The organism is Algoriphagus marincola DSM 16067, assembly GCF_000429405.1.
In the GTDB taxonomy this organism is placed as follows: Bacteria; Bacteroidota; Bacteroidia; order Cytophagales; family Cyclobacteriaceae; genus Algoriphagus; species Algoriphagus marincola.
In genome coordinates this window covers 608,288-624,487 of record NZ_AUBU01000001.1, presented here as the reverse complement: position 1 = coordinate 624,487, position 16,200 = coordinate 608,288, and the positions used below count along the sequence as shown (strand labels likewise).

Here is a 16,200-nt window from a genome sequence, read left to right as displayed (position 1 = left end):
TTATCTCCCACAAATCTCCTTATAAGCACAATATTTACATTTTTCCTCGTCCTCGGTTTGAGAGAAAGGAATTTCAGGATTTAGGATCTCCCCTAGCATAGTTGATAGGCCTGACACAAATTCTTCTTCCACTTCCCGGTAATCATAAATTTCCTGTCCATTCATCTGCAGGAATGGGTTGAATTCAGGATTGTAAATTTCCCGAATATTAAAAATTCCCGGCTTTAGAGCCTTTCGATTTTCTGGATGCTCAAATTGATAGAAATAAGCATACAAAAGGGTCTGCATCGCTGCCTTATTTCGCTTCTTCTCATCTCGATCAAATAGAGAGCCGATAGAAAGCACTTTTTTATCGTCCTTCCCGGTCTTGTAGTCAATCAATCGCACGACTCCATCCTTCTCATCAACCCGGTCTATGACTCCCTGAAGAGCGAAATAAACTATACCCTCTTTCGTTTCCACTGGAATACTGGCAGGAACATTTTTCTCCACACCCAAAATCGTGAATTCCCCATTCTCCTGATCGTATTCCAAAATAGCTTCCAGATATTTGACAAAAATCTCCCGCGCTATCTGCAACTGTCCGGAGTAATCCATCTGCTTCCCTTCTTCCAGTTGATAGAAATTACGAATCGCCTGATCCACAGCAGTCTGTACTTGAGGCATCAAGCGCTTGATTTCATGTGAATCAATTTTCCGAGCTTTTTCGCTTTCACCCAGTCCATAGATTATCTCCACAGCATTATGCAAAATAGTTCCAAAAGTAGAGGGATCGATCTCTGTGACTACTTCCTCCCGCTCTTTCAAACCCGCCACATAGCGGAAATAAAATTTAAGCCTGCAATCCAAATACATATTGAGTGCAGAAGCGGAAAGTGGTCGGTTTTTTTCCTCTGGATTATTTTTGGCTAGAAAAGCCTCCATATCCTTCAGTACTTCAGGGCTTTTTGCTATTTCAATGACTTTTGAAGGAGTCAAGCCGACCGGTACCATGGAAATCTCTGGAGCAGCTACACCCAACTCTGCCTGCATCTGCTGAAGAAAGCGGCTCATCTCCCCTGCTTTACCTTGATCCGCCGCCGTCGTGTAGATCAAATGGACCTCTTCTGCTCGATGCAAAAGTCGATAAAAGGTATAGGCGTAAATAGCGTCATTTTGCTCCTGAACAGGAAGTCCAAATGCTCTGCGGAGATTAAAGGGGATCAAGGAATTGATGCCACCTCCGGGAGGAAAACTCCCTTCATTCAGATCGCAAATTATGACTCTTCGAAAGTCCAGGTTCCTGGACTCCAGTACTCCCATCATTTGCAGGCCCTGAAGTGGCTCACCCTCAAAAGGAAGCTTGAGTTCTCTGAAAATCTGCCGAAAGAGCTTGAGTACAAAATCAATTTTTAAAGCCTTAGAATGATTGCCTTGGAAAATCTCCTTGATTCGGTTCAATTGCTTGAAAGCCTGAAAAAGATAAGACCGCTGAACCTCATCCTCCTGTAGCATCAATGCCAAGTGAGTGATCAATTCCGTCAAGTAATCAAAAATCTCTGAAGGGTCTACTTGCTTGAAAACTAGCGCAGCTAATTTAGATTGGCCGACCAAAAGATTAGCAGGAATTTCTAGAAGATTTTCGCCCTTGATTTTGTCTAGCAATCCCTGAAAATGAGTTGGGTCTTCCTGCAATAAATAGGGAAATGACAATAAATCCGTCACTGGCTTGTGATAAAAACTCACCCCATCCTCCCGAAATTTCACATAGCGCTGCAAATCCAAGACCGCATCCAAAAAGGCATAAACAGGCGCATTCCTGACCGGATAGCCCATGGTCACATTCAACTTATCAATCTGCGGAGGCAAATAATGCAGTACCGGAAAAAGAAGCTGTTCATCCGGCAAAATAATTACCGTCTCTTCCAAGGCTTCTTCCGAAGGAATCTCTTCCAAAAGCTTCCCAACCAAATTGGCCTGGTTGGTTTTCAATGGGATGGAATGAACATGAATATTTTCTCGCTGATGCCGAATTCGATCAGGTATTTCCTCCGGAAAAGTCTTTCCAAAAATGGAATCCCGATGATAATCTCTGAAAAACAAACCCGCTTCCTGCAGTTTATCATTCAGGTAATATTGGTCTAGATCCCAGAAAATCTCCGCACCAAAATCCTTGACGAAATGCCCAATCAATCGTTCCTCTGCCAAGGTGAAGGCATTGAAACCCACAAAGACATATTGCTTTTCCGGTCTTGGGATCGTATCCAGATTCTCTGCTACTTTACGATATAATTGGCCTGAATAGGCTAATCCAGCCGTTTTAAGTCTATGCTGAAAGTCCTCATACAAGCGGCCCAAAATCTGCCAAAATCGAAGAAACTTCTGTTTTTCCTGATCATTTTGCTTGGCAAATGCTAACCAAAACTGAGAGATCAAGTCACGTTGCTCTGGGGTGAGGAAACTTAAATCGGACTCAAAAGCCTTTATTTCGGCGAGGTTTTGATACAAAACTTTTGCAGGAGCAAGAAATTGGTCCAGATCATTGAAGTCTTTTAAAATCAACTCTCCCCAAAAATAAAAGCGATCAAAATCCTCGGGTTCCTCTTGAATTTGCCTGTAAAGCTCATACAACTCAAAGATCAAAGTCAAATCATCCGCGGGCGTATTTCCAGCCAAACCATAAAATACCTGCTCGATCGTTTTGACTTCCGGCATCCAAAGGGGCTGATTAATCAGCTCACCCAAATAACGGGTAAAAAACAGACCTGCTCTTCTATTTGGCAAGACCACCACCAATTCTTCCATGCGATGGTGCGATTCCAAAAGTTTTTGAGCAGTTTCTTTCAAAAATGGGATCATACTTCAATAATTTCTGTGGGTTCTAAATAGCATAAAAATCCTTTGACAGGTTTCTGACTCAGCTGATGAACCAAATCCATGTATTCTTTGACTTGCTTTGGATGAGAGGAATACTTTTCACCTGTTTTAAAATCTACTACAATGACTTCCTGATCGCCGATCAAGACCCGGTCCGGTCGCTTTTGATTTCCTCCAGGTAAAAGAATTCCCTGCTCTGCCAAAGTCAGATAATCCCCTCCAAACCAGCTTTGGAACTCGGGTATTTCAAATAGTTTTTTCAATTGATCCGTGACATCATTGGCTGTTTCTTGATCGATTCTTCCCTCAAAAGTATATTGTTGAAGGAGTCTAATGGCCTCTTCTTGGGTTTGGGAAGCAGCCAAGAGTTCATGGACAATGACCCCTAATTTTCGCTGCACTCGAGCTTGCAGGCCATTTTCCGAAAAGTCCCAAGCGATGGTTTTCGTTTTAAGCTTGGATCGCCAGTCCTGAGTTTCCCATCGCAATTGCTTCTGAACAAAACCAGGCTGGGTTTCGCCTTTCTTGAGAGCAGCCCATTCCCCTGCTTCAAAAACCAATTTTTCCTCATCCCAACGCTGATTTGAACCAAATTCTGAAATCTGAAAATTGGAAGAAAACAGCTTGAATAAAACATTTCCGGTGGATTTTTGGGAAACCCCACTGGATTTACTATTTGTGAAATTCGAATACCCCCAAACCACCTCCTCTGCCCTTGTGAAGCCCACATAGAGCATATTCAAAGAATCCAGATAAGCCAGCTTGACTTCATCTTCGTAGGCTTTGGAAAAATAGGAATCCTTCAAAGTGCTTCCATGAGTCAAAGGAACAATGGTTTTTAGCCCATTCTCGGCTTCAAATGGAGACCAAATCACGGGAGCTTGAAGCCCCGAGGAGACAATCTTCCAATCCAAGAAAGGCAAAATCACCACCTTGAATTGCAGTCCTTTGGATTTATGAATAGTCAAAATCCGCATGGCATCATGATCTTCTGGGATTTTGACGGTACGTTTCCTTTTGTTCAGTTCCCACCAATCCAGAAATCCGACTAAATCAGCGCGATTGTTTTTTACAAAATCAAAAACAGCCTCTTTGAAACCAGAGATATAGGCCAAATCAGCCCGAAGCTCCATCAAGCCTAGGAAGGCAATGCTTTCCTCAATCAATTCCAACAAAGGCAACTGAAGAAATTCATTGGTTCGCGCCTTCAATTCTTCATCCTTGGATTTTAGCTCAGGTACTTGTTTGAACTTATGGAAGAGTTCATGAGAAAAAGGAATCTCATGTAGCAAAGCATAATAGTACCAGGCAGTTTTGAGTGCAACGCGGTCAGGCGGATTGCTGAGATATTGCCATAAAGCGAGTAAACATTTGACTGCGGAAGACTTATCCAAAAAGAGGGATTCCTCAGAAAGCACATCAAAGCGATAGGAAGAATCAGGATTGTCTCGGTCATAAGCCATTAGGTAATCAGCGATTTCTACCCCTTGTGCATTTTTCCGAACCAAGAAGGCGATATCTTTTAACTGATAGCCTTTGTCCTGCAGGTCTTTGACGAGTTGTGGCAACTTTTCCAAAACTCCATCTTCTTCTTCCTCCTCATCTTCTTCAACTTGATACCCTGACCGCGCCGGCTTTTGGGTAAACTCAATTCGTATTTTACCTTGAAAATCCAATTCGAGTTTCTTTTCAGGAATTTCTTGCTTGGCTTCATTGAAGGCACTACTGAGCAAGGCTTCCGAATCAATACTAAATTCTTTTTCAATACCAGCTTCCATTAGAGATGGGAGCGCTTGAAACAAGGCATTGTTAAACTGAATAATGCCAGGTAAGCTTCGGTAATTGGTATCAAGGTTTTTCTCTTGAATGTAAGAGCCGGGAATTTGCTTTTGAACTTCAGACAGCAGCAACTCCAGCTTCCCTCCTCTCCAGCGATAGATAGATTGCTTGACATCCCCCACCAGCAAATTGGTATTACCTGAGGCAAGTGAGTTTTCAAGTAAAGGCTTAAAGCTTGACCACTGAAAATCAGAGGTATCCTGAAACTCATCAATCAGGAAGTTACGGTATTGATTGCCTATTTTTTCATAAATGAATGGCGCATCATTGTCTTTGGTAATCTCCTGCAAAAAGTCATTCACATCCGAAATCAGAAGGATGCTTTCCTCATCCTTCAGCTCACGCAATTCCAAAATCAGGTCTCTAAAAACGCCAAAGGCATTGAGATTTCGGTGTAAGGCTTCGAATGTGTTCCATTGCTTTAATTTTTCTGGCCAAGAAAAAAGAATATTATCCAAGCCTGCTTGAATTGCTGACTCAATGGCGGCAGCATTTTTATCTCCTTTTTTATACCAGTTTTGAGGATCTGGCAAGTCCCTTAGCATTGGTCCAGTCAAATCAGGTATCGGATTGTTCAGATCGCCCAGTCTGGAAAAGCGCAGTGCAAAACTTTTACTACCTCCTTTAAAATCCGTCCATTCCAAGCCATGAGCAACCCGGATCTCCTCGGCTTTCTGCTTCATAGACTCAGCTTCGGCTTTCAATTTGGCCCTCTCAGACCGAATATATTGACGGAATTCTCCCAGAAAGCCTTCTTGGGCTACACTCTGTTGAAAAAGCAATCTGTAGGTCTTGAAACCCTCCTTGAAAATTTCAGAACCCAAACTTTTGATCCCTGATCGGATATCCCATGACTTCTCATTTTCAATCTGCTCCTTGGCATAGTCTACCAGCCAAGTTCTCAAGTTTTTATCCTGACTAACCTTCTCTACGATTCGGTCCACCAATCGCTCCAAAACGGCATCTGTATCCATTTCGAGATCAAATTTGGCTTGAAGGTCCATTTCCCTTGCAAAAGACCGAATCACCCGCTGGAAAAATGAATCAATGGTGCTGACAGCAAAATAGCCATATCCGTGAAGGATATGAAGGAGTGTTTGCTTGGCTCTGGATTGAAGTTCCTCGGGACTCAAACCTAAAGACTCCATCAGGACCTTTTCTAATTCTGAGCCAGAAATTTCCTTTCGACTTAACTGACCCAAAACCTTTAAAATTCGCTCCTTCATCTCCTGCGTGGCCTTATTGGTAAAGGTTACAGCCAAAATCTGCTTAAAAGCAGTTGGTGGATTTTGGAGGGAAAGTTTGAGGTATTCCAAGGTCAGCGTATAGGTTTTGCCCGATCCCGCCGAGGATTTGTAGATGATAAAAGGTTTGGATTGCTCAGCCATATCTCAAAAGTCAGAAAGCGAAGATAAAAAAGCTCTTCACTATTTAGGCAGTGATCGGCATTCTTTGACGTGAATTGTCAAGGATGAAGTTTTTCAGGTTTTGACCAATCCTCCTATTTGATTGGCAAAGCCACTAATTTTTTTACAATTTTAGGAAGAGACAATTAAACACATGAAAAACCTATTATTCGCATTTCTAATTACCTTTTTTCTGCTGCCAAACCTACAAGCAAAAGACGGTTACCAGCTTTGGCTTTCTTACGAAAAAATCGAAGAAAGTAAGCTCCGAGAGGAAGTCAATCAGCTTTTTTCGGGAATATATTTTTTTACTAAAAATCCCACTTATGATATTATTAAAGAGGAGTTTACTCGAAGTGCTGAGGGATTTTTAGACCAAAAAGCCAATTTCCTTTCAACAAGGGACGGGGATTTCAAACTCCTTGTAGGTACTCGATCTGAACTATCTCAGTATCTCGGGCTTTCTCAGCAGGCTGAAATCAAAAATCTAGGCGAGGAGGGATACTGGCGTGGACCCCTGGAAATCAACGGAAAGAAGACCTACATCATCACCGGCAACTCGCCATTTGGGGTTTTGTATGGAAGTTTTGACTTTTTGAAAAGTATCCAAATCGGCGAGTTCGATTCAAATGCGGAAAATTCGGATCAACCCAAGGTTCAATTGCGGATGCTGAATCATTGGGACAATTTGGATCGCACGGTGGAACGAGGCTATGCAGGGTTTTCGATTTGGGATTGGCATAAGCTTCCGGGCTATATCGACCCGAGGTATATTGACTATGCTAGAGCCAATGCAAGTCTTGGAATCAATGCGGTTTCCCTGACCAATGTCAATGCAAATGCTTGGATTCTACGGGAAGATTTTATCGAAAAAGTGAAGGTTCTTGCAGACCTTTTCCGACCCTATGGCATAAAGGTTTATCTCACTGCCCGTTTTTCAGCTCCTATCGAAATGGGAAATCTGGATACAGCCGATCCGCTAGATTCGGATGTCCGGGGATTCTGGAAGGAAAGAGTCCAGATGATTTACCAGCATATCCCTGATTTTGGTGGATTTCTGGTCAAGGCTAATTCAGAGGGTCAACCCGGTCCTCACGAGTATGGTAGAAATCATGCAGAGGGTGCAAATATGCTAGCGGAAGCTTTGGCTCCATTCGGCGGGAATGTGATTTGGAGAGCATTCGTGTATTCGCATGAAATCGACGAAGACCGACACAAGCAGGCAAATCTCGAATTTGAACCTTTGGATGGAAAGTTTTTGGAAAATGTAATTATCCAGGTCAAAAACGGAGCCATCGATTTTCAACCCAGAGAGCCTTTTCATCCGCTATTCGGAGCAGTGGATGAGACCAATCTGGGTATGGAATTTCAAATCACTCAAGAATACCTAGGGCAGGCTACTCAATTAGTGTATTTGGGTCCTATGTGGGAGGAGATTTTGAATACTAAAACCTATCGACCTAGTCCATCTTCCACTGTTGCAAGCATCATTGACGGTTCGGACTCCGGCCAAGAACTGACATTAATGGCGGGAGTCTCTAATATCGGGACAGACAGAAACTGGACCGGACACTTATTCGGTCAGGCTAATTGGTATGCCTTTGGCAAAATGGCCTGGAACCCCTATCAAGATGCGGAAAGCATAGCTTCAGAATGGATCAAACTAACCTTTGGCCAGGAAAAGACATTGCTCTCTTCTATCCAAAATATCATGATGAAATCACATGAAGCAGCAGTCAATTATATGACTCCACTAGGATTGCATCACCTAATGGGTAGAAGCCACCATTATGGTCCTGGGCCTTGGGTAGAAGGAGGAAGAGCGGATTGGACTTCTCTTTATTACCATAAAGCTGATAACCAAGGAATCGGTTTTGATCGGACTTTTTCCGGAAGCAATGCCCTTGGCCAATATGCCCCTGAAATAGTCAAGGAATGGTCTGATCCAAATCAAATTCCAGAGAAATACCTGCTTTGGTTTCATCACATCCCTTGGGACTTTCAAATGAAATCGGGAAAAACACTCTGGGAAGAACTGGCCCTTCACTACGACTCGGGTGTAAAAACCGCTCTTGAAATGAAGGAAAATTGGCAAAAACTTGAGGGTCAATTGGATGAAGAGCGATTTCATCACGTCAATCAATTGCTTTCTGTTCAAATAGAAGAGGCTCGATGGTGGCGAAATGCCTGCCTTTTGTACTTCCAGACTTTTTCTGGAAAACCATTTCCCGACGAGATTGAAAAACCGCAAGGTGATCTCGAATATTACAAGAGCTTAAGGTTCCCTTTTGCTCCTGGCATCAAGCCAAATTGGTAAAATTCTCGAAATATTTACAATGAAAATCAATAAGGTCTAATTAAGCTTTCGTCAAGCAGGAATATTCTATAATTTAGCAATTCTTATTTCAAATACCCTTTCAAACCTTGGTAGTGAGATTTGTCCTAGTTTGGATTTTCGTCTTGGCAACTCCCTTAGCACTGTTCGCTAAACGGGACACTTTTGATAGCTTGTTAGATCGGTCTATTACATCCCGATACATCAGACTAGACAGTGCATGGTACTTTCTAAATCAGGCAGAGAAGATTAGAAATGAGTATTTCCCAAAGGACCCCATACTTCTAGGAAAGCTTGAAAACCAATCCGGCACCCTTTATTATGTTAATGGTGATTATCCAAGTTCTTTAAGGCATTTTTCTAATGCAATTGCAATACTAAAAGACCAAAACAGTAAAAAAGATTACGTCTATGCTCTCAATGGAAGAGCGCTCATTTATCTAAGTCAGCACGAGTATGAAAATTCAATCAAGGTCTTGGATGAATGCATTAAAATCAATCAAGAACTTCAAGACAGTGTTGGGCTAGGAAAGAATTATTTTAACAAAGGAATTTCTGAATCTGAGTTGGGGAATTACGAGGAGGCCATGATATCACTCAAAACAGGCCTGAATTTTTTGAGTAATTATCCCGATGAGCCGCTTGTGCCCATGATAATCAATAGACAGGCTAAGGTCTATTTTGAAATGGGGGACTTTTCAAAGTCTGAACAGACCTATCAGCAAGTTTTGAATGAATATCCCAAAACCTCAAACTGGGAATTGACTTTTACCTATGCGGGTCTGGCCGAAATCGAATGCGAAAGAAAGAATTACACAAGTGCAATCGAATACGGAAAACTAGCCCTCAACTATGCTGAGCGGGTCGATGCGCTTTGGGATAAGGAGCGGGCTTCGGCAATTCTTTCGACAGCTTACGAGAAGGCAGGATCCTACCAGCAAGCATTGGTGTTCAGCAGAATCAACAAGTCTTATTCTGATAGCCTTTACAATCAAAACAAAAATTCGGAGATCAGTTTTCTGCAATTACAGCTGAGCGATGCAGAAAATGAGGTACTTAAGCAAGAGCAGGAAAGTGCCCAAAACGAATTACGTCTCAATAGAAAATACTTGATTCTTTTGTTGATCGCATTGGCAGTGACGATTTCCGGGTTAATCTTGTACTCGAGACTTTTGGTGAAGAAAAATAAGTTTGCTGATCAGCTCAAAGTCAAACAAGAAGAGATCGAGGCCAAAAACGAAAAGCTCACCTCTATAAACGAAGAAAAAAACAAGCTCTTTTCTATCCTTTCGCATGATTTAAAAGGACCTGTTACTTCCATCAAGCAACTCTTAGAATTGAGTAAGGCAGGATTTTTCAAAGGGGAAGAAGAACGAAAGAGTGTACAAGACCTACTTACAAATCAAGTCAATCAGACTCATCAACTTCTAGAGGAATTGCTAGATTGGTCACATGCTCAACTTGACGGTATTATCACCAAGCCAATCGAAGTAAACTTAGAAGAAACCATTCAAAAGCAATTAAATCACCTCTCTTATCAAGCGATGGCAAAGAGCCTCAGCTTTAAATTTGATCCGCCAACTTCTCCAGTTTTTGCTATAGCAGATCCTCAGCAACTCAAAATTATCCTTCAAAATTGCTTGCAGAATGCCATTAAGTTTTCAAAACCTGAGGGACAAATTTCAATTCAGCTTTCAGAGGAAAAAAACAATGTCCTTCTCTCCGTCAAAGATCAAGGCGTAGGGATATCTCCCGAAAAGTTGGATGAAATCAACAACAAGATGGTCAGAGTGCAATCTTCTCCAGGAACGCATAAGGAGAAAGGAACAGGCCTTGGACTACTGCTTGTGAGAGAGTTTATTGAGAAAAACGAAGGTTCATTGGAAATAAAAAGCGAACTTGATGAAGGCACCGAGATCCTAATCAGTCTTCCCAAAAGCAAATCCACCTAATCCCTATGAGAAAGTTTATTCCATCCCTTGTCCTTAATTTTTTTGTACTCTCATCTATAGCCCAGACCCTTACGACAAGAGAAATGGACCGGATCAATTGGATGGAGTTTGCAGAGTTTGTCCCAGAAAAGATTCAGACAGTATTACTTCCTACCGGAACTCTAGAACCACACGGAGTCATCAATAATGGTGCAGACAATACCGCTCCTTTTGCTATGGCTAAGGATATTGCTGATGAGCTCAATGCGTTGATTGCCCCTACATTGAACTATGGGATGACAGGCAGCATGGCCAATTACCCTGGAGCCTTCGAGATTTCTGAGAAAGCCTATTCGCTTTTTATCCGAGACATTTTAAAAGGACTGGCCAGAAATGGTTTTAAAAACATCATCATTCTGAATGGTCATGGAGGAGGGCAAACTGCCGTTTTGCAAAAGGTAGCAGGTGAAGTAGCCAATGAACTACAAATCAGAACTTTAGTAGTCAACTGGTGGAGCTATGCTTCGGATGTGACATTGGAAGTATTCAAAGAGGACGGAGGCCATGCGGGGCTTAATGAAACAGCTTATATCCAAGCTATCGATCCCACCCTTGTTCATCAGGAGCGCTACAACTCCAATCAAGCTACTGCCTACCCAAAAGACAAGTCCTGGTCTGCGGTGCCTTTCCCATCCTCAATCGGCCTCTATCAAGAAGGTCAGGGGTACCCAAATTTTAACCAAGAACAAGCAAAGGAATACTTTCAAAAAGTCAATGAAAAAATCCTTGCTCTGATCGAAGAAACCATTGCAAAATGGGACTTGGCTGGGTTATAATAATTCTGAATTATGAAAAAGGCATTAATTCTCGGCGCAAATGGCAACATCGGACAAATCATTGCTAAGGAATTGGCTGACAAGGGAGTAGGGATTAAATTGTTTAGTAGAAACCCAAAGAAAGTCAACCCCAATGACGAATTAATCAGCGGCAACCTTCTTCATGCCGATGATGTCCTACAGGCGGCTGAAGGCGTTGATGTGGTTTTTTTAGTAGCAGGTATTCAATACGACAAAAAGGTCTGGGAAAAAGAATGGCCTATCATCATGGAAAACACGCTGGAAGCCTGTAAAGCACAGCAAGCCAAATTGGTTTTTTTTGACAATATGTATGCCTGTGATCCGACAAAAATCGGGAACCTGACTGAAAGAACCGCCCTGAACCCCGAAAGCACCAAAGGCAAGGTCAGATTGCATATTTTGAAAATGCTCTGGCGAGAGGTTGAAGAAAAAAGTCTGGAAGCAATTGTTGCGAGGGCTCCTGATTTTTATGGACCCAATGCCAAAAACAGCCTTTTGCATGAGCTGGTCATCAGCAGGATGAAATCAGGCAAAAATCCTCAATGGCTGTTCAATGCTGAAAGTAAGCATTCCTTTATCTACATTCCTGATGCCGGCAAAGCAACCGTAGAATTGGCATTAAGCCCAAACACTTGGAATCAGACCTGGAATCTACCTACTGATCAAGCTTTCAACTCTGTAAAGAAAATTACCCATATCTTAAATACCCATCTCAAGAAAGATTTCAAACTTCAGGTCCTTCCATCTTGGGCAATTTCGCTTTTAGGTCTGTTCATTCAGCCTTTGAGAGAAGTAAAAGAACTGAGCTATCAGCTCGAAGAAGACTATTGCTTCGATAGCAGCAAATTTGAAAAAGCCTTTGGCTGGAAAGCCACTCCCATGGAAGATGGGCTTAAAAAATGTCTTGAAGCCTAGCCCAAAATTTGCCAAACCCTTTTTCGCAATTGAGGGACTACTTCAGATTCAAACCAAGGGTTGTTTCGCATCCATAAACGATTTCGAGGAGAAGGATGGACTAAAGGAAAAAGGTCTGGGCTGTACGCTTCAAAGCTTTTGACGGTCTCAGTCAGTGTCTTTTTTCGGCTTGCACCCAAATAATACTTTTGAGCATAAGCGCCTATCAGAAGTGTAAGCTGAATATTAGGCATCCAGTCTAGAAGCGATGCATGCCACTGAGGAGCGCATTCGGGCCGAGGTGGTAAATCACCTCCCTTTCCCCTACCCGGATAGCAAAATCCCATCGGCATGATACCCACAATTTCCGGATCGTAAAAAACCTCCTTTTCCATTCCCAACCAATTTCTCAAATTATCGCCACTGGGGTCATTCCAAGGAATGCCTGTTGCATGCACTCGTGTGCCCGGTGCTTGACCTATGATTAGGATTTTACTTTTTGGATGGATTGAAAAGACCGGATTGGCTCCTAGCGGCAGGTATTTTTCGCAGATTTTACAATCCTTAATCTGATGAATATGATTTTCGAATTCGTGTTTCTCAGATAACATGTTTAAGTAGTTAAAAATCATATTAACCAGCGTCAGAAGAATGATAAATTATTGATTTCAAAATAAGATAATATCGCAGATTATCTTTTCTGGAAAAGAATTTTTAAATTTCATCATACTGGATGTCAATACTTTGGAACAAACATCTGATTCTGAAGTTTTACATTTTCCTGAATACCAACAACCAATCAAATCATGAAATCGAGCATGCCATACCCGTCACACAAAGGGCTGCCCCAATGGGTCGGTGGATTCATGCGACCTGCCTACCGCAGGCAGGGATTCCATGTGACCGCTTAAAGACAAATTAAAACACATGAAAAGCCCGATTATATTATTTGGAATGATCGTCATAATAGCTACGGGGTGTTTCACTCAAAAAGACTATGTGACCGAATATGACTACAATTATCAAGCATCTTTCAAAAGGTATAAGACTTTTGCTTTTGTAGAGCCGACAGAAGAAGATACGAGTCTGATCCGACCAGTTTTGAATGCAACCATTGGAGCACGTCTAGGGTCTCAGGGCTTCAGAGAAAAGCCCGAAAAACCTGATATGTTGGTTTCCTACAAGATTTTCATGGATTCGATCCGCTATCGTGGATACGTACAACCGGAGTTTGATTATTGGCTTAAAAGCAGAGGTGCGGAAGTAGTCGAGGAGGATGAAGATGAAGAAGAGAAAGAAAGAGAAAAAGACGAAACGTACAATCAAATCAAGTACAAGGAAAACAATGGGATGCTAGTCATCTACGTGATCGACACCAAACGGGGAAATACTATCTGGCAAGGGTACACGGCAGCAAATTTTGATGATGCTTCTCCTACTTTTCAAGCTGACATCACCCGAGCAGCCTATCGTGTCATGAATGAGTTTAAAGTTGTCAATAGATTGATGGAATAAGAACTAGGTTTACTCTCTAATTAATTTTACTTCTTTAATTAATAATCTGATAATTAACGTTTTAATAAATCTTCAAGGAAGTGTATTGATTCTTTTTTCAGTCTTAAAAACCCCAAAAAAGACGTCATTAAACTCAATTTTTACAGTGTTTATGCTCTTGCATTTTTCGTTTAAGTTTTTATGATAAAAACACAAAATCTTAGCTTTTTGATTGAGAAATTAGTAGACAAGCCCGCCTTTATATTTTAACTTATTTGCTTGATTTTTAGGTATTTATAATCTATATTCCGCATGTTTATAGCGCATTTCTATTGTTTATTACCCCCATTTTGAATTTTCTTTTTGTTCAACTATAAATTTTATTGCTATGACAAGTTTTAACGATCCGGGGATGGGTTCTTTTGTAGAAAATAGCCCCGAAAATCAGTTCGAAGAAGAGTTCCAGCAAAATCCTTTTCAAGAAGAGGGGCTCGAGATTGACCAGGTGGAATTGGATGCATTGGAGGAGTCAAGTCCTGATGCAAACATTCAAAACATCAACACCATCCAACCAATCGATCGGAGAATTCTGGACTGGAGGCGACCTATAGAAATCGCTAGACACAGGGTATCGGGAAGTTATGAAACAGTTCAATCAGGCTGGCAGCTCATTCTGAGAGTGGATGTCGATGGCACCAGCAATCTCAGAATGGCTAGTTTTGACTTTTTTCAAGTAGGAAGTACGACCAGCTACTGGGGTTCTTTTATCATGAAAAATCCCACAGTGGTGTATGGCTCAACCAAAGTGACTATTTCTGGCTCGTTTACAGGCACCAAATCCATGTGGGCTAACCGGGCAAAAATTGAAATCTCTCGTAATTACATCTTTGCTACCAGGGCCTCAGCCAAGGTGACCATGATGCAAAACTCTACCTCAGGTGCTATTTATACCTGTGCCTTCAAATCTCAATATTTCAGAACCTTGCAGCTTGAGACTGATGTAGAGCAAGGCACAACTCTGTTTGGCAGTTACAATACCGGTACCTACTCAAACCCAGGTCCTACACGGACTCTAAACTTGGTATCTGCTTTCCAGGAAGCCGGAATTCAAATGAATTATACGGGTAGCAACAATGTCATCAATACCAGTGAGGCTGGAAGTGACTCACGCTGGACCGAGAGCGAGATGCACGCCAGCATGGTGAGGCACTTCAGTGTGTACAAAAATTCCCCTCAGTGGGCCGTTTGGTTATTTGCCGCACGAAGAGCTGTCAGCAATACGCTTTTGGGAATTATGTTTGATTATAAGAGTTCAAACAAACCTCATAGACAAGGGGCAGCTGTTTTCCAAGATACCCTGGCAAGCTATTTCAGCGGTAATAATTATACAAGAAACCAACTCTTCACCTATGTCCACGAATTGGGACATGCCTTCAACCTCCTGCATAGTTGGGATAAAAGCAGGCCTGACAGCCTAAGCTGGATGAACTATCCTTGGGGCTATGACAACCGCAACGGAAGTGGACAATTTTGGGCCAATTTCACCTTTGCCTTCGACACTGGAGAGCTAGAACATCTCAGACATGGATACTACAATAGTGTAGTCATGGGTGGAAATGATTGGGCACAAGGCGCAGGTTTAGAGGCTCCCCACCGCCACATAGAGGACCTCACCGCAGATATCCACGATGACAACAGTGGACTCAGACTAGAAATCGTTCCTATTAAAAGCTCTTACGCTTTAGGCGAACCGGTGGTCGTTGAGATTAAACTTCGATCGCGACTCAAAGATGATCAACGGGTAAATGCTCATGTACATCCAAAATATGAGCAAGTCCGCATAGGTATCATGAAGCCTAATGGACAGGTAATGAATTATGAGCCCGTTGGACATAACTGCGTAGCGGTCAAGGATGCCGTGCTGACTGACGAAAAAGACACGCTCTACGCCAGCGCGTATATAGGCTACGGAAGAGATGGATTTTATTTTGATGCACCAGGTATTTACAAGATCAAGGGTGCTTACAGAACGCCAGATGGTTCTGTCATTCAAAGTGAGGATGTGAAAATCAGGGTAAAATCACCTCTCAATGCGCAGGAAGATGCTATTGCTGATAGCTATTTCCATGATGATGTAGGAATGCTTTTCTACTTAATGGGTTCAGATAGTCCAAGCCTTAAAAATGGGAATGATCTTTTGAAAGAAGTATCAGAAAAACATGCCAAAAATTCACTGAGTATTTATGCTGACTTCATCTTGGGTATCAATGAATCTATGACTTATAAAATCGTAGATCCCGAAAGTCAAAAACTACAGGTGAGAAAAAGAGACCTCGGGCAAGCGACAAGTCACTTGGACAAGGTCTTCTCTGAATCTGCAGGAGATAAAGGCATTGATAATATCACGCTGAATTGGGCTTACAGGCAATTGGCTAATGGTATGCTCAAGGAGGGGGATGAAAAAGCCGCTGTGCAGTTGATGAAAAGTATGGAAGCGACTTTCAAAAAGAAGAAACTGAAAGCTTCCGTCATGGAAACAATCAAATCACAGATCAACTCCTTGCTGGCTAATCGCTAGAAATCTTTTC

9 protein-coding genes are annotated in these 16,200 nt (G+C 42.1%); 6 read left to right on the top strand and 3 right to left on the bottom strand.

The window, feature by feature from the left end; genetic code table 11:
- Positions 1–2,838 (bottom strand): PD-(D/E)XK nuclease family protein, encoded by a 2,838-nt coding sequence (locus tag G457_RS0102785; RefSeq protein WP_026945119.1) that lies wholly within the window; start codon positions 2,836–2,838, stop codon positions 1–3.
- A complete protein-coding gene (locus G457_RS0102780; protein WP_026945118.1) occupies positions 2,835–6,083 on the bottom strand; it encodes a UvrD-helicase domain-containing protein in 3,249 nt (1,082 codons plus the stop codon). The genes G457_RS0102785 and G457_RS0102780 overlap by 4 nt, the downstream gene beginning before the upstream one ends.
- Before the next feature lie 172 nt (positions 6,084–6,255).
- Between G457_RS0102780 and G457_RS0102775 the strand changes: the two genes are divergently transcribed.
- The 4 genes from G457_RS0102775 (at position 6,256) to G457_RS0102760 (ending at position 12,139) form a co-directional block, all read left to right on the top strand.
- Entirely contained in the window at positions 6,256–8,418 is a 2,163-nt protein-coding gene (locus G457_RS0102775; RefSeq protein ID WP_026945117.1) for an alpha-glucuronidase family glycosyl hydrolase, read from the top strand.
- Positions 8,419–8,531: 113 nt separating this feature from the next.
- Complete coding sequence (locus G457_RS0102770; RefSeq protein WP_155847070.1) at positions 8,532–10,388, top strand: tetratricopeptide repeat-containing sensor histidine kinase; 1,857 nt, start codon at positions 8,532–8,534, stop codon at positions 10,386–10,388.
- A gap of 5 nt (positions 10,389–10,393) precedes the next feature.
- Positions 10,394–11,203 carry a creatininase family protein gene (locus G457_RS0102765; RefSeq protein ID WP_026945115.1) on the top strand — a complete coding sequence of 270 codons (810 nt, stop codon included), beginning with the start codon at positions 10,394–10,396 and terminating at the stop codon, positions 11,201–11,203.
- Positions 11,204–11,215: 12 nt separating this feature from the next.
- Positions 11,216–12,139, top strand: coding sequence for an NAD-dependent epimerase/dehydratase family protein (locus tag G457_RS0102760; protein WP_026945114.1), 924 nt, complete (start codon positions 11,216–11,218; stop codon positions 12,137–12,139).
- On the opposite strand, the gene G457_RS0102755 is transcribed toward G457_RS0102760, so the two are convergent.
- Positions 12,136–12,729, bottom strand: coding sequence for a uracil-DNA glycosylase family protein (locus tag G457_RS0102755; protein ID WP_026945113.1), 594 nt, complete (start codon positions 12,727–12,729; stop codon positions 12,136–12,138). The genes G457_RS0102760 and G457_RS0102755 overlap by 4 nt on opposite strands.
- 316 nt (positions 12,730–13,045) lie before the next feature.
- Between G457_RS0102755 and G457_RS0102750 the strand changes: the two genes are divergently transcribed.
- Together G457_RS0102750 and G457_RS0102745 are read left to right on the top strand one after the other, a co-directional pair.
- On the top strand, positions 13,046–13,633 hold the full coding sequence (locus G457_RS0102750) for a DUF4136 domain-containing protein (RefSeq protein ID WP_026945112.1): 588 nt from the start codon (positions 13,046–13,048) through the stop codon (positions 13,631–13,633).
- 367 nt (positions 13,634–14,000) lie between these two features.
- Positions 14,001–16,190: a zinc metalloprotease gene (locus tag G457_RS0102745; RefSeq protein ID WP_155847069.1), complete on the top strand. Its 2,190-nt coding sequence runs from the start codon at positions 14,001–14,003 to the stop codon at positions 16,188–16,190.
- Positions 16,191–16,200 lie beyond the last annotated feature (10 nt).